The sequence below is a fragment of the Bacillus suaedaesalsae genome (genome assembly GCF_016890225.1).
Lineage (GTDB): Bacteria > Bacillota > Bacilli > Bacillales > SA4 > Bacillus_BS > Bacillus_BS suaedaesalsae.
Genome location: NZ_JAFELM010000018.1, coordinates 37,643 through 58,736, shown reverse-complemented (window position 1 = coordinate 58,736; position 21,094 = coordinate 37,643). Strand labels below are relative to the sequence as shown.

The 21,094-nt window shown below is 36.2% G+C and carries 18 protein-coding genes and 1 pseudogene; 10 read left to right on the top strand and 9 right to left on the bottom strand.

Going from position 1 to position 21,094, the window contains the following annotated elements:
- Positions 1–65 precede the first annotated feature (65 nt).
- The 5 genes from JR050_RS05080 to JR050_RS05065 all read right to left on the bottom strand — a co-directional run bounded on the left by JR050_RS05080 (position 66) and on the right by JR050_RS05065 (position 4,212).
- Positions 66–1,877 carry an adenylate/guanylate cyclase domain-containing protein gene (locus JR050_RS05080; protein ID WP_239454107.1) on the bottom strand — a complete coding sequence of 604 codons (1,812 nt, stop codon included), beginning with the start codon at positions 1,875–1,877 and terminating at the stop codon, positions 66–68.
- A gap of 11 nt (positions 1,878–1,888) precedes the next feature.
- Complete coding sequence (locus JR050_RS05075) at positions 1,889–2,233, bottom strand: DUF3307 domain-containing protein (protein WP_204202426.1); 345 nt, start codon at positions 2,231–2,233, stop codon at positions 1,889–1,891.
- Entirely contained in the window at positions 2,230–3,363 is a 1,134-nt protein-coding gene (locus tag JR050_RS05070; protein ID WP_204202425.1) for a GAF and HD-GYP domain-containing protein, read from the bottom strand. Before JR050_RS05070 ends, JR050_RS05075 begins: the two co-directional genes overlap by 4 nt.
- 145 nt (positions 3,364–3,508) lie before the next feature.
- Entirely contained in the window at positions 3,509–3,640 is a 132-nt protein-coding gene (locus JR050_RS20495; RefSeq protein ID WP_283244050.1) for a hypothetical protein, read from the bottom strand.
- 11 nt (positions 3,641–3,651) lie between these two features.
- Positions 3,652–4,212 (bottom strand): SurA N-terminal domain-containing protein, encoded by a 561-nt coding sequence (locus JR050_RS05065; RefSeq protein ID WP_204202424.1) that lies wholly within the window; start codon positions 4,210–4,212, stop codon positions 3,652–3,654.
- A 203-nt stretch (positions 4,213–4,415) separates the two neighbouring features.
- On the opposite strand from JR050_RS05065, the gene JR050_RS05060 reads away from it, so the two are divergent.
- Positions 4,416–5,282 (top strand): sulfite exporter TauE/SafE family protein, encoded by an 867-nt coding sequence (locus tag JR050_RS05060; protein ID WP_204202423.1) that lies wholly within the window; start codon positions 4,416–4,418, stop codon positions 5,280–5,282.
- Positions 5,282–6,193 (top strand): RluA family pseudouridine synthase, encoded by a 912-nt coding sequence (locus JR050_RS05055; RefSeq protein WP_204202479.1) that lies wholly within the window; start codon positions 5,282–5,284, stop codon positions 6,191–6,193. Before JR050_RS05060 ends, JR050_RS05055 begins: the two co-directional genes overlap by 1 nt.
- 54 nt (positions 6,194–6,247) lie before the next feature.
- Here the strand turns inward: JR050_RS05055 and JR050_RS05050 are convergent, their stop codons facing one another.
- Positions 6,248–7,057: a S1 family peptidase gene (locus tag JR050_RS05050; protein ID WP_204202422.1), complete on the bottom strand. Its 810-nt coding sequence runs from the start codon at positions 7,055–7,057 to the stop codon at positions 6,248–6,250.
- A gap of 212 nt (positions 7,058–7,269) precedes the next feature.
- Here JR050_RS05050 and JR050_RS05045 point away from each other — a divergent pair, with 212 nt between their 5' ends.
- The 4 genes and pseudogenes from JR050_RS05045 to JR050_RS20770 all read left to right on the top strand — a co-directional run bounded on the left by JR050_RS05045 (position 7,270) and on the right by JR050_RS20770 (position 10,421).
- On the top strand, positions 7,270–7,938 hold the full coding sequence (locus JR050_RS05045; RefSeq protein ID WP_239454105.1) for a spore coat protein: 669 nt from the start codon (positions 7,270–7,272) through the stop codon (positions 7,936–7,938).
- Positions 7,939–8,198: 260 nt separating this feature from the next.
- Complete coding sequence (locus tag JR050_RS05040) at positions 8,199–9,377, top strand: class I SAM-dependent rRNA methyltransferase (RefSeq protein ID WP_204202421.1); 1,179 nt, start codon at positions 8,199–8,201, stop codon at positions 9,375–9,377.
- A 311-nt stretch (positions 9,378–9,688) separates the two neighbouring features.
- Positions 9,689–10,305 (top strand): annotated as a pseudogene (locus JR050_RS05035) (transposase); the annotation flags it as partial.
- 29 nt (positions 10,306–10,334) lie between these two features.
- A complete protein-coding gene (locus JR050_RS20770) occupies positions 10,335–10,421 on the top strand; it encodes a hypothetical protein (RefSeq protein ID WP_430392857.1) in 87 nt (28 codons plus the stop codon).
- Positions 10,422–10,972: 551 nt separating this feature from the next.
- Here the strand turns inward: JR050_RS20770 and JR050_RS05025 are convergent.
- On the bottom strand, positions 10,973–11,653 hold the full coding sequence (locus JR050_RS05025; RefSeq protein ID WP_204202420.1) for a TerC family protein: 681 nt from the start codon (positions 11,651–11,653) through the stop codon (positions 10,973–10,975).
- Positions 11,654–12,083: 430 nt separating this feature from the next.
- Here JR050_RS05025 and JR050_RS05020 point away from each other — a divergent pair, with 430 nt between their 5' ends.
- Positions 12,084–13,382, top strand: coding sequence for an NCS2 family permease (locus JR050_RS05020; RefSeq protein ID WP_204202419.1), 1,299 nt, complete (start codon positions 12,084–12,086; stop codon positions 13,380–13,382).
- Positions 13,383–13,431: 49 nt separating this feature from the next.
- Here JR050_RS05020 and JR050_RS05015 read toward each other — a convergent pair whose 3' ends face one another.
- Complete coding sequence (locus tag JR050_RS05015; RefSeq protein ID WP_204202418.1) at positions 13,432–14,670, bottom strand: aminopeptidase; 1,239 nt, start codon at positions 14,668–14,670, stop codon at positions 13,432–13,434.
- Positions 14,671–14,933: 263 nt separating this feature from the next.
- Here JR050_RS05015 and JR050_RS05010 point away from each other — a divergent pair, with 263 nt between their 5' ends.
- The 3 genes from JR050_RS05010 to JR050_RS20490 all read left to right on the top strand — a co-directional run bounded on the left by JR050_RS05010 (position 14,934) and on the right by JR050_RS20490 (position 20,155).
- A complete protein-coding gene (locus JR050_RS05010) occupies positions 14,934–17,966 on the top strand; it encodes an efflux RND transporter permease subunit (protein WP_204202417.1) in 3,033 nt (1,010 codons plus the stop codon).
- A 175-nt stretch (positions 17,967–18,141) separates the two neighbouring features.
- Complete coding sequence (locus JR050_RS05005; protein WP_204202416.1) at positions 18,142–19,959, top strand: beta/alpha barrel domain-containing protein; 1,818 nt, start codon at positions 18,142–18,144, stop codon at positions 19,957–19,959.
- Between the two features lie 64 nt (positions 19,960–20,023).
- Positions 20,024–20,155, top strand: a complete 132-nt coding sequence (locus JR050_RS20490) for a hypothetical protein (protein WP_283244049.1) — start codon at positions 20,024–20,026, stop codon at positions 20,153–20,155.
- Positions 20,156–20,237: 82 nt separating this feature from the next.
- Here the strand turns inward: JR050_RS20490 and proC are convergent, their stop codons facing one another.
- The gene (gene proC, locus JR050_RS05000; RefSeq protein ID WP_204202415.1) at positions 20,238–21,044 is read right to left on the bottom strand and encodes a pyrroline-5-carboxylate reductase; all 807 of its coding nucleotides are present in this window, start codon (positions 21,042–21,044) and stop codon (positions 20,238–20,240) included.
- Between the last annotated feature and the right edge of the window lie 50 nt (positions 21,045–21,094).

Below are 21,094 nucleotides of genomic sequence, written 5' to 3'. Positions count from 1 at the left end.
ATGCATAAATTACCAATGCACCCTTTATTTCCAATAAAAAAAAGACTAATTAAAGTCTTTTCTTGTCATGTAATTCTTATTAATTTCATACTGCATGAAATACCCTTTAATTTAGCTGTAAAAGGAGTAATGTTTCTTTCCGTTAAGACTGTTTTGATTTGCTCTCTTTCAATAAGTTGTTCTTCTATTACAATATCATTTCCTTGACTCTCTGCTTGGATTCTTGCTGCAATATTAACTGTTCTTCCGAAGTAATCTAAACGGTCATTAGAATTAACAACTATTGCTGGTCCGTTAAATAAACCTATCTTAAGTGTAATATTCTCTCCCTTTTCCTCATTGAAAATTGAAACATAATTTTGGATATCTATTGCTGCCTTAAGTGCATCCTCTGGTTGATAAAATACCGCCATTACAGCATCTCCAATTGTCTTCACAACACTACCGGAATTTTTTGAAATCCACTCTGTCAGAAAATCAAAGTGTCTTTTTACTTTTCCGTAAGCATGAGCATCTCCCACTGATTCATACATTGATGTAGAACCTAATAAATCACTAAAGAGAATCGTGACATTCTCGATTCCAACTTGCTGACCTGGAGATAATATTTCCGAAGAAAATAAATCTCTAAATTCCTGCATGGCAGTCACTTCTGCAGCTGTTACAACATCAGTCCTTGTCTCTACTTCTTCAATCACGACAACAATATCTTTTTGACTATCATTTACTATTGAGAGCGTTTTTGTTTGAAATCCAACTTCAATACTTGAGCTTTTCCAGCCAGTGTCCAAATAAATAAGTTTACAATTTTCATTATTAACTTCTTCATTATATTGAATCATAACAATTTCATTTGACTCTAGTATTCTCATTCTCATATTTTTTTCGTCTGTTGGTAACTTTAGAGATCCCTTGCTCTTGTTTTTTATTACTTTTTGAACATTTATATGGGGTGTAATCATTGGACCACCGACACAATATGCTTGTGAGTAGGAAGAACGAATAGAAGGGTGCACCGTGAAATACAATTCAACATATTGATCAAAATTCGCATCATAATTTACTCCACATAAATCACAATGAAATTGTTCTTGTAATTGAGACAGTGAAGTATATTCATTTTTTGACACTCTACAATTAGGACAAATTAAATTCCAACTCAAATTTAAGATCCCGACCTTTGTTGCATATAAGAACAATTTTAGTACTCTCTTTTCATCCACTTTCCACTTTTTGGCCAGTTGATATGGCCTCATTTCAGCTACATCTTGGTTACTTTCAGTTAGTAAATACTCATGAAGGAAATGGAGTATTTTATCGTCCATTGGATATCTTTTTAATAGTTTTTCGAGTCTTGTTAATTTTGATATATTTACTGAAGGCTTTTTATAGTTTGTCGGAATCATTCCTGATTTTGATTCGTCATGATTATGGCTTAAATACTCATCAACATATTTCATCGTATTATGCATGGACTTAACGCCTGTGAATGGAATTGCCAAGATTCCCAATACATTCCGAGGTGTAAACTCTGCATATAAACGGACATTCGTACCACCGTCTACTTCTTTTAATTCTACACCACCTATAAATTGCTTTAAGGGTCCATCATAGTAATCACGCTTTACGTCATAGTATTCATCTTTCACCCATTCAAACGGATATTCTTTCCATTTTAGAGGTACCATCCCTGCGACCTTCGCAAGTGCGTCTCGATAAAAAATGTTTTTCTCATCTTTTGTAACATTACTAAAGTTAACTGGAAACAATCCAATAAAACGATTTAACCGATCTGTATCACTTAATAAATTCCATACTACCTTCTTATCTAGAGGATACACTTTATTAAATTCATACTTTTTTGTTAATAAAATCAATGGTTTTCCTCCTATGATAAGTAAATTGCAACGAACAACAAAATAATATGAAAAATTTGATCAGCAACAATCATCAGCCAATCCTTTGATTGCCCTTTTGCCATTTGAATTCGACTTACCCAAAATTCAACAAAGGTCCGCCTGTCTAAAATAATATGACCGATAAAAATGATCGCAATTCCTGTAAATGATAAACCTCCAGAAAAATATCCCATTAAGCTAACAACTGCTGTATATACCGTTACATGTGATAATAGAGGAATCCATCTAGTTGCTTTATATTGCGCCATCCATGAAGTTTGCAATAAAAAATCTCCGATTAGGTGACCAATTAGTAAATAATCAAATTGACTCATCGCACTTTACCTAAGTTTTCTGTTTTGTAGTTTGCTTCTTTTAGTAACGAAGTAAAAGCATCCACAACGTGGTCATCAAACAACGTATGTTTACACCTAATTAATTCTTCAGCAGCCTCTTCAAAGCTTTTCCCATTACTATAAGAACGTATTGTCGTCATTGCATCAAAAGCATCTACCACGCCTACAATACGTGCATAGATTGGGATTTCATCACCTTCTAAGCCGTCTGGATACCCACTTCCATCTATACGCTCATGATGATATCTAGCAATTTCCACTGCATTTTTCATAGTGGATTTCGGCTCTAGGTTTGATAATATATCTGCCCCAATAACAGTATGCTGCTTCATTAAGGAATACTCTTCTTGAGTTAATCTAGTAGGTTTTCTCAAAATATCATCAGAAACACCAATTTTTCCGATATCGTGCATCAATGCTGCTGTATATAAGTCACTACACTCCTTTGATTGAAACCCTAAGCGCCTCGCAGTTAATTCTGCATATCGAGCTACACGTTCGGAATGACCAGCTGTATAAGGGTCACGTGCATCTAGTACTTTTGCAAGTGTTGTAATCACACTCATAAACATCGTGTACAATTCATTATATATTTGACTATTTTGAAGTGCTAATGCTGACTGATTAGCTAGGGCTAACGCAAGATTGACATCTACATCAGTAAAGAAGACATCTCCCTTTTTATTTAATAGTTGCAGAGCACCTAATACTTTTTGATTTGCAACGAGAGGAACCGTAATCATCGATTTAGTAATAAACCCACTCGTCTCATCCACTCGCTTTGCCCACGAAGGGTCTTCAGAGACATTTTCAATAAAGTACGGTTCACCTGAAGAAATGACCTTTCCCACAATACCTTCATTAATTTTCAACTTTATATTTAAAATGGTCTCTTTCGTAGTGCCTATAGCAGCACTAGCAGTAATTTCTTCTAATTCATAATCAGCAACCCAAAGCGTACCCGCTTCTGCTTGCAACACCTTAACTGTTTGCATAAGGATATTGTTAAACACTTCATTAAGTTCAATATTCGTATTTAATTCTTTAAAAGCATCTAGTAGACTTGAAAGCTCTTTTACCTTTAATTCAAGCAGCTGTATTTGGTCCATCGTATTCTCCATTTTTCGAGTTAATTTTCGCTTCATTCCTATTATAATTTTTGATAATGTAAATGGAAACTTATAAATGTCATAAGAAGTGAGAGCTTAATATTAAATAAAAAAATCGCAAGGTTCTTTAACCTTACGACTTCCATTAATTTTTATATTCTTCTTTCGGTTGATCCACTAACACAATTTCTTCTTCATACTTATATTTGTCTCCACACCCACTAAGTATAGTGAGTATTACGAACAACATTGCTGTAATAGAGTATGTTTTCTTCATGATGCTACCTCCTACATTTGTATATTTATTTTATTTTTCTTTTTCAACTGCTCTAGAAACAATTTCAATTCTTCTTGTCGATTGTCTTCCGCTAGTCCCTTTAACTTCTTCTCTAGGAAAGTTGCTACTAAGAGCTCTTCTTCAACCATTTCTTTCAGCTCGTGTTCAGACAAATTATATTTATCTAGTACATTCTCTAGTTCACTTTCATTCGTAAAATGTTCTTCTATTTGCTCCAGAGCTTTTTGTTTTTCCTCTTTTGATAATTGGAAGTTTTCTTTTTTAGCTTCCTGCAGGAGAAGTTCCTTATGAATTAATTTTTCTAGTGCCTTTTGTTCAATTTGTTGTTGGATTAGAGAATGATCAATTTGTTTTGAATCATCTTTTGAAAGCTTTGGAGTAGCACTTTTCATTGCTGTTTGTAAATCAGATTTATATATTTTTTCTTCATTAACAGTTGCAACCACTTGATCTTGATTTAGTGAAAACACTTGGGGACCGATATTCAAGACGTCTAATCCTATAGATAATAAAATATAAAATAATAAAGCAATACCAACTTTTTTAATCATTTGTCTTCCCCCTTTTTCGGCTCGTTCATTATTCTAGCATAGGCAAAATAGAAAATGAGGGTCGTAACGAAACTGTTACTAGATTGTTAATGCTGCCTTACAACTGTAATAACTTTGGTTAAAATTTCTATATTAGTTGTTATTACTACTTGCATTCTGCATAATAAAAGAATGCTTTCTTGAATTGCTAGGAGGAACTAATTTTGGATATTTTTCTGTTTATTTTACTTGGGGCATGTGTGGGGGTTATGTCTGGTTATTTTGGTATTGGAGGCGGCTTTGTTTTAACTCCAATTCTATTATTAATCGGTTTCTCACCAATAGTTGCCGTTGCTACTAGCTTACTTTATACAATCGGTACGAGTCTTTCAGGAATTGTTGCCCATATTAGAATGAAAAATATAGATACGAAAACCGGCCTATTAATTGCAGTTGCCGGATTAAGCGCAACACAAGTTGCCCATCCATTTGTGATGCAACTAGAAAGATGGAAAGTTGAAGATGTTGTTATTCCTGTACTATATATTTTACTAGCTGGTTATTTCTCATTTATTATGTTGAAGGGAGAGAAGAAGTCCGAATCTAAAGTTGTTCAAAGGAAATCTTGGATTATTCCACTCTTGATTGGCTTTATCGGTGGATTTATATCTACTACCCTCGGGGTCGGTGGTGGCTTTATCATTGTACCTTTATCGATTGCACTGCTTGGAATTCAGCCGAAAAAAGCCGTAGGCACAAGTTTATTTGCTGTCTTCTTTATCGTTTTAGCTGGGTTTATTACATATTCTGTTTCTACTCCGATTGATTATTCATTCGCCTTTACTTTAATTATAGGCGCAATTATCGGTGGACAAATTGGTGCCTATTTAACCAAACTTTTTAAGGATGAAGAGATTAAGCGATACCTTGGAATATTATATATATCTACGGTTATAAACATGATTTTACAAATGCTTGGATATGCGAAAATCGGTCTATTCGTTTCATTAAGTTATATTACATTTTTACTTGTTATGTTTACACTGAGAGTCATTACTTTTAGAAAAAAGGAAAAAGGAGTTGCAGCATGATTCAAACTGAGAAAAAAGGTGAATTTCTCCAAATCATTGCTCCTTCTCAATATGATGGTAAAACAATCGAGCAAATTGCAAAGGAAGAGCTTTTTATACCGAAAAAGCTGTTACATGTACTTCGTATGGAAAAAGGAATCACATTAAATGGTGATGCCGTTGATTGGGCTACTCAAGTGAAAAAAAAGGACCGTCTTTTTGTAAAATGTTTTCAACCCGAGGAATATGGAGTCATTCCTCAAGAAATGGACATTGATGTTTTGTATGAAGATGATCATCTCCTGATCGTTAATAAACCAATTGGAATTGATACACATCCAACAGAGGCAAATCAGACAGGGACGTTAGCTAATGGCATTGCGTACTACTGGCAGCTACATGGGCTCATGGCTAAAGTTCGCCATGTTCATCGGCTTGATCATGATACAAGTGGAGCAATATTGTTCGCAAAACACCACCTTGCAAGTAGCTTATTAGATGGAATGTTAGAAAGAAGAGACATTAAAAGAACATATATTGCGTTTGCAGAAGGTATGGTGAGACAAAAGAAAGGAACGATTCATGAGTCAATTGGTCGCGACCGTCATCACCCTACAAGACGTAGAGTATCGAATACTGGACAAAAAGCAATTACTCATTATGAAGTGATAAAAGTCTTTAATCAATCTAAGATTACAAAACTTCAATTACAATTAGATACAGGCAGGACTCATCAAATTCGTGTACACTTAAGCCATATTGGCCACCCGTTAGTCGGAGACCAACTGTACGGTGGTACAACACACTCTTTAAAAGCTCAGGGCTTACATGCCGCACGTATCTCTTTTCAACATCCAATTACAAAAGAAAAATTTCAAATAGAAGCTTCTCTTCCCGCACATCTTTCTAATTTTGAAAAAAAATTGAGTTAGAGTACATTTTAAATTCATCAAAAACATGAGAGTACGTTAACCCTCTCATGTTTTTTATTTTTCCCACTCTTTAATGATTTGTTCTAAATATGTAGCTGGCGTTGCAACACCGATTATCTCATCTGTTTCAATGGTAGGATTCCGTAACGTTGCGAAGATCACACCGATTACTTCACCTTCACTATTTAGGACTGGACTACCACTATTTCCTTTGTAGATTGGAGCTTCAATCATCATGACTGGTCGATGATGATCCTCTAACAATACGCTTCCTACAATTTCTCCTTTGTTCGCTATTTGTGTAAAAGAAAGGGGATTTCCAATAAAAACAACTGGATCTTCTCCCTTCCATGTGTTCTCATAAGTAACTTTTAAGTAAGGTAACTTTTGTCCATCAATATCAACAATCGCGATATCAAGCTGTTCATCCGTATACAACACTTTTCCAGTATACGATTCACCTGCTTTAAAATGGACCATTACTTGTTTTGCGTTTTTGACTACATGCTCATTTGTTACGATGAGGCCACGTGAATTCACATTAAATCCTGTTCCTTTTACTTGATTATGTTCAATTACAACAACAGCTTTTTTGTAGCCTTTTATATCTTCATTCTGCGATAAGCTTGCAGATGCTGCTAGAAAATCAATTGCAGGTAAATTGATGATTTGCGGCCAAATGGCAAGACCGTTAATGAGCAGAACTAACACTAAAATTCCGCCAACTATTCGAGTAATGAATGTTCTTTTCTTCTTTTTCTGCTCTTTATCTCGTTCATAGTCTTCATCATCGCCATGAAAAAATTCATCATAATCAAAGTCCTCACGTTCGTGTTCTAGCAACTCATCATTTTCTTTATCCATACTCTCCCCCCTTTTCTATAGCTTCTTCTTTAGATAAGTATAGTTGTAGTAAATTTGTTTTTCTACTGTCACAGTTGATACATGTTAGTTTACGCATTATTTGCATGTTTTTCCCTTATGTTTTTTAAAGAATTAAAGAGCCTTTTTCAACTCAAAATAGAAGATGTGCAATTATGGTTGCACTAATTCTTGAATGTGTGGAGGGATTTGTAATGATGCAGCAACAACAAATGATGAACGGTCAGCAAATGACAATGATGGGCAATCAACAAGGACAGACTGCAGCAAATACGATGAAGAAATCAACGAACATGTCTACTTCACTTAATCACGGTGCTCATGAATTACTTGCCGTAAAGGAAGTAATTGGCGGAACGATAAGCTTAATAGACAGCATGGTTGCCTTTAGTCCTCAAATTCAAGATCCTGAATTAAAAGCTACTGTAAATCGTCAGCATCAATTTATTACAGATCAATACAACATTCTCGTTGAAGCATATTCAACTGGAAAAGACCCTTCACACCCAACTTCACAATATAAAATGTTAGAGCAAAACGACATTACGTACGGATTAAAACCAGGTCAACCGAAGAAGCCGGCGATGACACCTAATGACCTAACAGATGAATGTATTTCCAGTATTTTATTAAATGGAATAAAAGCTAACGCCGGTGCTCACACAAATGCATCACTTGAGACAACGAATCCAGTGGTACGACGTGTTCTAGCAGATAGTGTTCCAAACATGATTGAGATGGCTTATGAGCTCTCTCTTTACCAAAATAAAAAGGGATATTATCAAGTTCCTCAGCTTGCAACACAAGATACAAACCAAATGTTAAATAGCTATTCCACATTAACTAATACTATGCTTCAGTAGAATGATTGACGGACTCTCCTTACCGGGAGTCTTTTTCTCTTTTTGGTTAGGCTATGTTAAAAATCTATGTTGTTCCTGGACTAAGGAAGGTTCTTGACTGGGAGCAGCTGGCAGGACCCATTTCCCAAGAAACACCGCTGAAAAGCAGCACCTTTAACAGTAAATAAAATCATTGTCTAACAAAGTCTTTAGTAAAACTAGCGTTTCGCTTTTCTTTTCGGTATGATGGAAGTCGAATGAAATGAACGGAGTGATGAAACATGGCTAAAGTAATATTAGAAAGAAATCGTAAAAAAAGGTTAGAACAAGGACATCCTTGGATATACAAAAGTGAAGTAGCACACATTGAAGGAGACTTCGAACCTGGAGATTTCGTTGATGTATACAATCATCAAATGCACTTCTTAGCAAGAGGGTACATAAATCCACGTTCTCAAATGATTGTAAGAATTTTAAGCTACACACAAGACGAGATTAATGAGGCATTTTTCATAGATAAAATTCGTAAAGCTTGGGAACTGCGTAAACGCATGATTCCTAGCGTGAACTCCTGTCGAGCAATTTATGGAGAAGCTGATTTTCTACCAGGTCTTGTAGTCGATAAATATGAAGATGTGTTAGTTGTTCAAATTATGTCACTTGGTATGGAAGTTCGTAAAGAGTGGATTTTGAAAGGACTATTAGAAGTATTTAACCCAAAGGCAATCTACTTACGTAATGACGTATATGTACGTGAACTTGAAGGTCTAGAGCAGGAAAAAGGGTTTTGGTATGGAGAGGCCCCTACAGATGTTGTAATTGAAGAAAATGGTGTGAAATATATTGTAGATATTCAAGATGGTCAAAAAACAGGCTTCTTTTTCGACCAACGTGAAAATCGTGCAGCTATTCAACCATTAATTGATTCTAACACGACATTATTAGATTGCTTTACACATACAGGCTCATTTATGTTGAATGGCTGCACGTACGGTGCAAAGCATGTTACCGCAGTTGATATTTCTGATCATGCTATTGATACAGCAAAACGTAATGCTGAACTAAATGGCTTTAACAATGTGGAATATGTAGTGGCCAATGCCTTTGATTATTTACGTGAAGCAGTTCAAGAAGGAAAAGAGTGGGATGTAGTCATCGTTGATCCTCCAGCATTCGCAAAGTCTGCACATGCTGTACGAAAAGCACTAGGTGGATATAAGGATATTAACTTAAATGGCTTGAAGCTTGTCAAAGATGGCGGCTTCTTTATCACTGCTAGCTGTTCATTCCATGTTAGGCCAGATCAATTCAAACAAATGATTCAAGAAGCTGCAGTAGATGCACGTAAAGTATTACGTGAAATCCACTGGAGCGGCGCAGGCTATGACCATCCAAAGCTTTTAGCTGCTGATGAAGGTGACTACCTAAAATTCGGAATTTATGAAGTTCATTCAAGATAATTCAAAAACCTCTATCTTACAAGATAGAGGTTTCAGACTGTAGACAAACTCGAATATTTCGAGTTGTCTACAGTCTTTTTTTCTTGTTTATTATTCTTTCTGTAAAACTAAGTGATTTCCGCTCCATGGCACTCGCTTTCCGCGGGGTGGGCGGTAAGCCTCCTCGGCGTTACCGCCTGTGGGGTCTCAGCTGTCCCACTGCTCCCGCAGGAGTCGAGTGCCATTCCGCTACAATCTGTTACTAAAATTAGGACTGTTTTTAACATGTTCTACATTTAAAGTATAAGGATAATAACATTTGAGATGACAATATGCTAACGAAACATAACTTTATACAAAGAGACCAAATTGAAATGATTGCTTTAGACGAACTTGTTCCAGCCAATCATCTTGTACGAAAACTTGAAGTGGCAATTGATTTTTCTTTCATCTATCCTCTTGTTAAAGATATGTACTCTGAAGTTGGTCGCCCCATTATTGACCCTATTATCTTAATTAAAATGGCATTTATACAATACATATTCGGTATTCGATCAATGGTAAGACCATTGATAAATAAAAACAAATATGGCATATCGGTGGTTTCTAGGTTATGTGTTTCATGATAAGATCACTCACTTCTCCACCTTCGTTAAGAATTATGAAAGACGTTTCAAAAATAAAGACTTATTTGAGCAAATCTTTTATCGAATTTTAAAAGAAGCAGCTCATAAGAAATTAAATTGTGCTGAACATGTCTTTAGTGATTCAACACACGTAAAAAGCTAGTGCTAATAAGCGGAAGTTTGAAAAGAAAGTTGTACGAAAAGAAACTCGAGCTTACCAAGAGCGACTACAACAAGAAATTAATAAAGATCGTGTAGACCATGATAAGCCACCTTTTCCACTGGATAAACTATATGCACGGAGAAAAAAACAATTAAAAGAGTATTCGCAGATGCAAAAGAGAAGCATGGTATGCGTTGGACAATTTTAAGAGGTCTAAAAAAATTGTCCATGCAAGCGATGCTTACTTTTGCATGGAAAAGTCCAGAAATGGTATAAAAACAGTCCGCGGAGAGGTCTGGAAACAATTAAATAATACATAATATCAAAAGGCCACTCGAAAATCCCTTTCGAGTGGCCTTTTGTCTACAATCTGAAAGAGGCTGAGACATAAGTATTTCAGCCAATGATAAACCCGAACTATTAGGCAGTATCTTTCACCTAATAGTTCGGGTCTTTATTTGTTGCTTTCAATAAATTTGTTTGATTTTGCATACTATTTTAAAAAAACTAGTGGAATGGAGCGGAAGACACTCGACTCCTGCGGGAAGTAGAGGAAAGGCTGAGAACCCGCAGGCGTAGCGAGGAGGTAGGTTTTTTCACGATAGTGAAAATAACCATCAGCTTCCTCCCCGCGGTATCCGGCGAGTGTCTGCAGCGCAATGGAACGAACTTGTTCCTCCAGCTGAACTGATTAATAAATAATATAGTATACGAAAAAAGTATACTATTTAATAGGTAGAATAATTTAGATATTATTCGCCTTTAAGGATCATTTATTTAGTTATGTCCCAGCCTCTTTTTCAAGTCTCGTGTTTTATCACACCATTTTATGCAGCTTGTTTTTCAGGTTCTTTCGCTTTCGATTTCATGTACGTACCAATACCAACAATGAGTGCTACTACAAGTAATTCAAACCCATATTTTATGAATGGATTTGCGAAAAAGTCAGCTAAAAACGGTTCTTTTACAATCATCTTTGAGGCAGTCCATGCAAGTACAGCTGCCCCGATTGTAATAATAATCGGAAATCTTTCTACAAACTTTAAGATAATGGTACTTCCCCAAACCACAATTGGAATGGAAATAATTAAACCTAGAACTACTAGTAAGAAGCTACCGTGAGCGGCCCCTGCAACGGCTAAAACATTATCTAATCCCATAAGTGCATCTGCAATAATAATTGTGCGAATAGCAGCCCAAAAGTTTGATCCTGCTTCAACATCATGTCCTTTGTCATCAATTAGCAATTTATAGGCAACCCATAATAATAAAATACCACCCACTACTAATAGTCCTGGAATTTTTAATAACCAAACTACTACTAGTGTTGCAAGAGTACGAACGGCAATTGCTCCAACTGTCCCCCAAAGTATTACTTTCTTTTGCATTGATTTCGGTAAATTACGTGCTGCAAGACCTATAACAATTGCATTATCACCTGCTAATACAAGATCAATCATCACGATTGCTAGTAATGCCGAGAAAAACTCTGCTGAAAATAGTTCCATCTATTTTCCCTCCTTTTACTTTAAACCTAGAATATTATCACGAAGAGCTTCTATTATCCCTCCTTGTTTAACTGATTCTGATTGGCATACAATAAGAAAAGCCTTTACCATAAGGTAAAGGCTCTTAAAAAAAGAGAGAGACCTTTACCATTTTGCATGATAAAGGTCTTGCCAACAACGTCCGTTGTCCGATAAAGCCGGTGATAGATACTATCACGTCATGACGACTTTAAAGTTAAGCTACTCCCCTTCGTTCCGTTGCTATTTTATTGTTACTACCATTATATTCTATAATATTAAATTTGTCTAAGATTTAATACAAATTTTCAAATTAAATTAATTTTATATGAAACAACTCTTGATAAACTGAATAAAAACGAATAATATAGTAATTGTGTTTATAAATGTTCGTGTTTTATAGGAGGGTGTTATGTTTAAACTTAGAGAAAATCAAACTACAGTCAAAACTGAAGTAATGGCTGGAATTACAACGTTCTTAACGATGGTGTATATCGTCATCGTAAATCCTATTATTTTGTCAGATGCAGGTGTGCCTTTTGATCAAGTATTTATCGCAACAATTATTGCAACAGTTGTCGGTACACTCTGGATGGCTCTATTTGCAAATTATCCAATTGCCATTGCACCTGGAATGGGATTGAATGCATATTTTGCTTATTCAGTAGTTGGAACTAATCCAAACATCACATATGAAATTGCGTTTTCAGCTGTATTAATTGCCGGACTTTTATTTGTTATTCTTTCGTTAACTCCATTCCGTGAAAAATTGATAGAAGCAATTCCTGATAATCTTAAACACGGAATTACTGCCGGTATTGGCCTGTTTATTGCGTTTATTGGACTACGTTTAACAGGAATTATTACGGCTCATCCATCAAACCTTGTTACACTGGGTGATTTACACTCACCTCAAGCATTACTTGCTCTTATTGGATTAGCGATTACGATTATACTAATGGCTCTTAATGTTAATGGAGCTTTGTTTATTGGAATGATTATTACAGGGATTATTGCTTATTTTAGCGATCTTTTAAAATTTAAAGATGGTTTAATGGCAAAACCTGCGATACCTGACATTATTGTAATGAACCCATTAACTGCTACCGGTGATGTCATTCAATACGGGCTATATGCCGTAGTGTTCTCTTTTTTACTTGTAACCATTTTTGATACAACTGGAACAATGGTGGGAGTAGCGCAACAAGCTGGCCTAATGAAAGGAAAAAAACTACCTCGCGCTAGACAAGCTCTACTAGCTGATTCTGTTGCAACTTCAGTTGGTGCTGTTTTCGGAACAAGTCCAACAAGTGCATACATTGAATCCTCATCAGGTGTTGCAGCTGGAGGAAGAACGGGATTGACGACATTAACTGTTTCGATTTTATTTATTCTTGCTGCCTTTTTCGGCCCTCTTGTTGGAGCTGTTTCAGGAATTTCGGCTATCACTGCACCAGCATTAATTATTGTTGGTAGCTTAATGATAGGAAGCATCACCCACATTAAATGGAATGAGCTGGATGAAGCATTCCCAGCATTTTTAATCATTTTAAGCATGCCATTAACATCAAGTATCGCTACAGGTATTGCACTTGGATTCATTAGCTATCCAATTTTAAAAGTTGCAAAAGGAAAATGGCGTGAAGTTCACCCACTTGTTTATATTTTCGCTGTCTTATTCTTTTATCAACTGGCATTCTTGCCACACTGAGCAAAAAAGGCGCTGACTTCTATTGAAGAGATCAGCGCCTTTTTTCATTTTATATGGTCCATCTACCATCTTGCATAATCGTTTCTAATTTACCGTCAGCATTTTCTGCTTTAATAGATAAGTCATCTGTACCAATCATGAAATCTTCGTGAACGATACTTTGATTAATACCGTGCTTTTCGAGTTCCTCTTTATCCATTGCTTCTCCGTCTTTAAAGTTGCTCGAATAGGCATTACCAATAGCTAGATGACAGGAAGCATTTTCATCAAAAAGTGTATTGAAGAATAATACATTCATTTGTGAAATAATGGAGGTATTGTCTACTAGTGCAACTTCTCCTAAGTACATAGAATTTTCTTCTGTGTGTACTAAACCTTTTAGTAGCTCCTCACCCTTACCTGCCCTTACATTAACAATCTTTCCGTCTTTAAACTCGAGAGTAAAATCATCGATTTCATTGCCATTATACACAAACGGCTTCGAATTACTAACAGTACCATTTACACCGTACTTGTAAGGCACTGTCCATACTTCTTCAGTGGGAAGGTTCGCCGTAAACATGACACCCTTTTCGTTTTTACTACTTCCTCCCATCCAAATATGACCTTCTGGTAACTCAATAGTAAGGTTTGTATTTTTGTTTTTATAATGAAGCTTTTTATAGTTTTTCTCATTTAAATAATCCACGCGTGCTTGTAGATTATCAACATGAGTATTCCACTCCGCAATTGGATCCTCAAATCCATCGATTCGACATGCTTTGAATATTAAGTCCCATAGTGCCGTTTCTCTTTCTTCTTCTATCAGATTTGGAAATACTTTATCTGCCCATTTTTTTGTTGGTACTGCAGCAATGTTCCAGCTAATCTTATGCGAATCTATGTATTTAGAAGTCGGCCTGAGTGCTGTGCCTCTCGTTTTTGCCCATGTTGAAATTCTATCTGGATCAATGTCTTTTAATAGGTCGGGATCTGTTGCATCTACATAAACTAGTGCATAGTTGTTTTCATAGTAGTGAAGAACTGAATCTACTTTCCATTTTGGAAAATTCGTAAATACTTCTTCTGCTCCGTTTTTGTATCTTAGATAAGTAATTTGTTCATCTTCCCACTCAACGACAACTTCACTTGCGCCTGCTTCATAGGCAACCTTCGTCATCTCACGTACAAAGTTTCCCGCTTCAATGGTAGAACGAATTAACAATCCTTGTCCCTTCTGTACATTAACACCAAATTTCACAATAAGGTTTGCGTATTTTTCTAAGTTTCTCTGAAATTCTGTCGTCATGCTGTTCCCCCTATTTGCCCTTTATATGTACATTGTAGCGTACTTCCTTTGTTTTAAATATCTATTCTGAAAAATAAGACTTTAAATGATACAAAAGAAATAGGACTTAAGTCTCTATTTTAAATGGTAATTTTTTCTTATTATAAGGTTTGCGCACTACTAATTTAACAATTTTAGGTAATAATTACAATTTTTGAAGGGTTTTTCGATTTATGTTCGTCAAAGAGTACGTCAAATCATTTAATTAAGGAGAGATAGTAAAAATGTCATGGTTCACAAAATGGTCGTTTAAAAACAAAGCTGCCGTAACCATCCTTTCCCTATTTGTATTAGTAATGGGAATCGTTAGTTATATGAAGCTACCTATGGAATTTTTACCTGAGGCTGATCAACCTTTTATTACAGTGGTTGTGGTTGGTCAAGGTATGGATTCTGATTCAATGGAGAAGCAAGTAACAACTCCAATTGAAAAATCATTAAGTAGTCTAGATGGAAAACGTAATATCTTATCTACAACTGGAGATGGATTTACGAAGATTGACATTCATCTAGAGCCCAAAACAGATATTAAGGAAGCAAAGCAATCAGTTAGTGATGCAATTAACACACTCACTCTTCCACCCACAGTCATGAAGCCGAATATCGTTCAATTAAACACATCAATGATTCCACTATCCTATGTAGCCGTTTCATTTGATGATGGAGTAACACCTTCAAATTTAAAATTTGCTGAAGAAGAGGTTGTTCCTTATTTCAAAGACATTAAAGGGGTAGCAGACATCCAAACATTCGGATCAGTTCCTTCTTATGTTTCAGTAACGTTAAATGAAGAAAAAATGAACGAAAAACAAATACCCCTTCAAAATGTAATGAATGTACTTCAAGGACAAAATTTAACAACTTCGATTGGTGAAACAACAATCGATGGAAAAAACAGTAACCTTAAGGTTATTGGAGATGTTAGTAACATAGACCAACTTAAAAACATTCAAGTAGCACCATCAATTACTCTTGCAGACATCAGCTCATTAGAAGTTAAGAAGCCAGAAGGAAATATGACTCGCGTGAATGGAAAAGACGGTTTGTTATTAATCGTCACAAAAGACGGTAACTCAAATGCTGTTGCAATCAGTCATGAAGTGCAAGCTCAAGTAAAAGCTGTAAATAAAGAATTCGATAACGTTGAAACAAATATTATTTTGTCTACTGCCGATATGGTAGAAACTTCCGTTCAAAGCATGATGAAGGAAGTATTACTAGGGGCATTATTTGCAACGATTGTTATTATGGTATTTTTAAGAAATTTAAAATCAACATTAATTACGATTGTTTCTATACCGTTATCCTTAGGATTTACCCTGTTCTTATTGTCAAAGTCAGGTGTAACATTAAACATTTTAACGTTAGGTGGAGTTGCAGTAGCCGTAGGACGATTAGTTGATGACAGTATCGTCGTAATAGAAAATATTTTCCGCAAATCACAAAAAGAAAAGCTAACAGTATCTCTTGTTATTGAAGCAACGAAAGAAGTAGGAAGTGCGATCACATCCTCTACACTAACGACTGTCGCTGTATTCTTACCAATGGGATTATTAAATGGTAGTTTACAAGAATTCCTCCTGCCGTTTGCTTTAACCATTACTTATTCTTTATTAGCATCCTTACTTGTTGCTTTAACAGTCGTTCCTTTAATGAGTGCAGGGCTATTAAAGAATGCAAAGTTGAAAGAGCATAAGCCATCTGTTCGTTTTAGTAACTTCTTAACTTGGTCCTTAAATCATAAATGGATCGTGATACTTGTTGCGCTCTTTATGTTTGCAGGCTCAATTGGAATGTATGTAGCATTGCCAAAAGGTGCGATTGACAACGGGAATGCGGATTTTGTTGATGTGACGTTAACGTATCCAAATGAAACACCGCTTTCTGAAGTTAGAGAAGGAACATTAAAGTTAGAAAAAGCCATCTTAGAGCAAAATGGAATCAAATATACGTATACACAGCTTGGTAATACAGAGGATTCTACAAAATATGGAAATGTTACTTCCTCAACTCAATCATATGTTATGACAATATTAGAAGAAGATACTGATGTTGATGCTTTTATCAAAACAATGGAAGCCAAAAAAGGTGAGTATGGAGAAGGTGAACTTAATGCATCTGCTGGTACATTAATGGGCGGCTACCAAACTTCCATTACAATTGACGTACTTGGAGAAGATCTAGAACAGTTAGCTAATGTTGCAGACAACGTAAAGAATGAAATCAAAAATATCAAAGGAATCGAATCGGTTTCAACAAATCAAGAAGAAAAGAAATCAGTTTATAATATTGTAGTAGATCCTTCTGAGTCTAAAGCTGAGACAGTTGCGCAGCAAATGGCAGTTATGCTAAATCCAACTCCAATTGGCGCAATAACGATTGAGGAACAACCAGCAAAAGTTATTGTTGAACCATTGATGAATCCAAAGTCAGAAACAGAAATTAATGATATTCCGATCATGACTGAAAAAGGTATAGTTCTAGTATCCAACGTAGCAAAGCTTGAAAAGGAAGAAAAACCTACAAGTGTCTTCCATAAAGATGGTGAACAGTATATACGCGTTACAGCAATAGTAGATCCTAGTGAACTATCTATCATTGCTGGCGAGATAAACAAAGAGATTTTTGGAGAAATGCCAGGTGGGAAAAATGCTATGGATCTTCCAAAATATGTAGAAGTAATCGTAGGTGGAGCTAGCGTAGACCAAGCAAGTGATTTCAATGCGCTGTTTATGACAATGCTCGCATCCATTGGTATTGTATTCTTAATCATGGTTATTACATTCAAAACGGTTCGTGCACCGATTGCGATTTTATGCTCATTACCACTTGCTGCAATCGGAGCCATCCTAGGATTATTAATTAGCGGTATTACAGTTGATATAACAGCAATGCTCGGTGCACTAATGCTCATTGGAATTGTTGTGACAAACGCAATTGTGTTACTTGATCGCGTGAAGCAGAACGAACTATCCATGATCATTCGCGACGCTTTAGTAGAAGCAGCCACAACTCGTATGCGTCCGATTTTAATGACAGCAGTTGCAACCATCTGTGCAATGCTTCCACTACTATTTAAAGAAGCAGAATCTGGTAACCTAGTATCTGCAAGTTTAGCAATCGTTGTAATCGGTGGACTAAGCGTTGCGACATTACTAACTCTTGTGGTTATTCCAGTAGTATATGAGCTTTTATATTTTAAGAAGTCGAAGAAGCAGAGAAAGAAATCAAATACGGATTCTGCTTTATCTGCATAGTTAGTGTGAAAATCGAGTAGTCTGTGACTGCTCGGTTTTTTTGTACTTGTACGAATAATTGAGAGTTTGAAGGGATATTTGATTTGCAATTTTTGTAGGAAATTTTATGATTTTGAAGGGATTACCATCTCCCGCAACTAGAATGATACAATAAAAGAAAAAAAGGATGATAGATATGCCAGATTGGTCCTATCATACATTGTTCAAACCAATATTACATCGTTTAGATCCTTCTTTTAGTCGGGAGTTTATCCACCGTAGTATGAATGCCCTTTCTTCTGTTCCTGGTGGAGAGAAACTCATTGATTTCCTTGGGCATATGGAGCCATCTTCGACCCTGTCAAAGACGCTATTTAGTGTTCCATTTTCATCAGCCATTGGATTAAGTGGCAAAGTTGATCCGCACTTATCCGGGCTGCAAGCATTTCAAAATTTAGGTTTCGGGTTTATTGAAATTGGGCCAGTGTCTTTAGACAAAAAGGAAATCCCTTCTATCCAGCTTCAATCTGAACAGATAATCGTTTCTTCTCCACAATTTATACAAGTAGATGAAGCAGTTCAGAAAATACAATCCTTAAAAAAGAAAAAGCTGCCATTCTTCATTAGATTAGACGGCTCTGTAGATGAACTTTCACTCCTTGCTGAGAAGCTCAATCCATATGCAGATGTGTTAATCATTCCATTTACATCCATACAACATAATGAAAATTTGAAGAGATTATCAGAAATTTCGGGTGGAATCCCCATAGTCCTCACTTTACCCGCTAAAGAAGTGTGTAATGAACAAGTATGTGAATTGTTATTGTCACTTAAAGCTGATGGCGTTGTATTGGAGGAGGAAGTTACACCACTTCCTACAGAGGATCATCAAATTGCACTTCTTGCTGCTGTAAAGGCCATACGGAACCAAGATCAAGAATATCCAATTATCACTGTTGGTGGCATTAAAGAACCAAAAGACGCACTTTCCTTATATCAAGAAGGTGCTACTCTTACTCTCTTAAGCTATGAGTATATGTTTACTGGACCTGGACTTCCAAAACGGATTAATGAACTGCTGTTACCTGAGACTACCGAAATCCTAAAAGGCTGGATTTGGTATTGGTTGTTTGGTTTATCCATTATGATTGGCGGTTTCATTGCCTTAGTCTTTAGCATGACGTGGATCATTTTACCTTATGATGAAGCATTTCTTGGACTTTTACGAAGTGATATCTTAAACTATAATCCTTTAATTCTAAATTTCATGGCACATGATCGGATGACACTTTCTGGAACAATGATTTCCGGTGGATTTATCTATATGCAGCTTGCTAAGAACGGTGTTAAGTTTGGACTTCACTGGGCAAGAAAGGCAATTAACATTGCTGGAATAGTTGGTTTTCTAGGAATTTTACTATTTATCGGATATGGCTACTTCGATTGGTTGCATGCAATATTTTGGATCATCTTGCTACCATTCTTTGTCATGGGATATGTAACAACAAAGGATGCCACTCATTCTCCTAAAGGCGAAAATTTATATAACCACTCACAATGGAAAAAAGGATTAATTGGTCAGCTATTATTTATTATTTTAGGGTTCTCGTTAACTATTGGCGGCATTGTCATCTCAATTATTGGTACAACTTCAGTTTTTGTTCCAACTGACTTATTATATATTTGTTTATCACCTGAAATGCTGAATGACTTCAACAATCGCCTTATCCCCCTTATCGCACATGACAGAGCCGGTTTTGGAAGTGCATTATTAAGCGTCGGATTGTTAGTATTAACATTATCTTTATGGGGCTTTCGAGAAGGAGACCGTTTCGTCTGGTGGACACTAACCTTAGGAGCCATTCCTGCCTTTATATCTGGGCTTGCTACCCATTTCGTGATTGGTTACACAAGCTTCATTCACTTACTCCCTGCGTATTTTGCATTACTTCTTTATATTGCAGGGGTTATTCTTTCAGCTCCATTTTTGTTAAGGAATGTAGAAAGGGCATGAATTATTCCATGCTCTTTTTTTGAACTAAAAATTAAAGAAAATGAAAAAAGGGTTTCTAAGCATTTTGGCAGCCTTCATGATTATTGGAATTGCCACAGCATGCAGCGAAGACACAACTAATGAAGAAGATACGGAAACAGAAGAGAATCAAACTGAAGAAGGTACAGAGGAAAGCACAGAAGAATCTGGTAGCTAATAAATAGTAGGATAAACCCCTGTTAAGTTACATGACAGGGGTTTGATCATTAAAGAATTATCATTAGCTGATATGCTAGCCTTTATTTTTTCAACGAAACTGCCTTTTCAGTACATGCTTCCATTGCTGCAAGAATGGAATGTCTAAAACCATTTTCCTCTAGTGCAGCTACAGCTTCAATTGTAGCACCACCTGGTGTACAAACTTGATCCTTCAGCTCGCCTGGATGAACCCCTGTTTCTAATACCATTTTTGCTGCACCTAGTACAGCTTGAGCTGCTAAGTGATATGCCTGCTCTCTGTCGATTCCTTGACGCACACCACCATCTGCCAATGCTTCAATTAACATGTATACATAAGCAGGTGAAGACCCGCTTATTGCTGGGATTGAATCCATAATTGACTCTGATACGAGCTCGCATTTTCCAAAGCTATCGAATAACGTTATTACGTCCTTTAACTCTTCTTCGGTTACATGCTCATTGTGACAAATTGCACTCATCCCTTCACCAACGAGGGAAGGAGTATTTGGCATTGAGCGCACAACCTTTACTTTCTTTCCAAATTGTTCTTCAATAAATGCAAGATCAATACCTGCTGCAATCGTAATGATAATTGTATCATCCACTACAAAATCCTTAATCTCTTTTATAATTTCACTATACAAGGTCGGCTTTACTGCTAAAAATAGATAAGTAGAGAATTGAGCAACCTCTATGTTGCTCTCCGTTATTTGAATTCCGTATTTCTTTTGAACCTCTGTTATTGTATTGGATGTTTTAGCGCTTGCTATCATCTCATTCTGTAAAAGAATTTCAGACTTGATCATACCTGCAATCATGGCTTGTGCCATTTTACCGCAGCCAATAAACCCAACTCTTTTATTCATTAACCAATCACCTCGTGTTAAGTAAAAAACGCCCCAATGGACGTTTCTAT

Excerpts from the sequence above, each read along its gene's own strand:
- JR050_RS05065 (WP_204202424.1), bottom strand. The coding sequence starts at position 4,212 with ATGATTAAAAAAGTTGGTATTGCTTTATTATTTTATATTTTATTATCT.
- JR050_RS05015 (WP_204202418.1), bottom strand. The coding sequence starts at position 14,670 with ATGACGACAGAATTTCAGAGAAACTTAGAAAAATACGCAAACCTTATT.
- JR050_RS05020 (WP_204202419.1), top strand. The coding sequence starts at position 12,084 with ATGTTTAAACTTAGAGAAAATCAAACTACAGTCAAAACTGAAGTAATG.
- JR050_RS05070 (WP_204202425.1), bottom strand. The coding sequence starts at position 3,363 with ATGGACCAAATACAGCTGCTTGAATTAAAGGTAAAAGAGCTTTCAAGT.
- JR050_RS20495 (WP_283244050.1), bottom strand. The coding sequence starts at position 3,640 with ATGAAGAAAACATACTCTATTACAGCAATGTTGTTCGTAATACTCACT.
- JR050_RS05005 (WP_204202416.1), top strand. The coding sequence starts at position 18,142 with ATGCCAGATTGGTCCTATCATACATTGTTCAAACCAATATTACATCGT.
- proC (WP_204202415.1), bottom strand. The coding sequence starts at position 21,044 with ATGAATAAAAGAGTTGGGTTTATTGGCTGCGGTAAAATGGCACAAGCC.
- JR050_RS05045 (WP_239454105.1), top strand. The coding sequence starts at position 7,270 with ATGATGCAGCAACAACAAATGATGAACGGTCAGCAAATGACAATGATG.
- JR050_RS05040 (WP_204202421.1), top strand. The coding sequence starts at position 8,199 with ATGGCTAAAGTAATATTAGAAAGAAATCGTAAAAAAAGGTTAGAACAA.
- JR050_RS05010 (WP_204202417.1), top strand. The coding sequence starts at position 14,934 with ATGTCATGGTTCACAAAATGGTCGTTTAAAAACAAAGCTGCCGTAACC.
- JR050_RS05050 (WP_204202422.1), bottom strand. The coding sequence starts at position 7,057 with ATGGATAAAGAAAATGATGAGTTGCTAGAACACGAACGTGAGGACTTT.
- JR050_RS20770 (WP_430392857.1), top strand. The coding sequence starts at position 10,335 with ATGCGTTGGACAATTTTAAGAGGTCTAAAAAAATTGTCCATGCAAGCG.
- JR050_RS05075 (WP_204202426.1), bottom strand. The coding sequence starts at position 2,233 with ATGAGTCAATTTGATTATTTACTAATTGGTCACCTAATCGGAGATTTT.
- JR050_RS05025 (WP_204202420.1), bottom strand. The coding sequence starts at position 11,653 with ATGGAACTATTTTCAGCAGAGTTTTTCTCGGCATTACTAGCAATCGTG.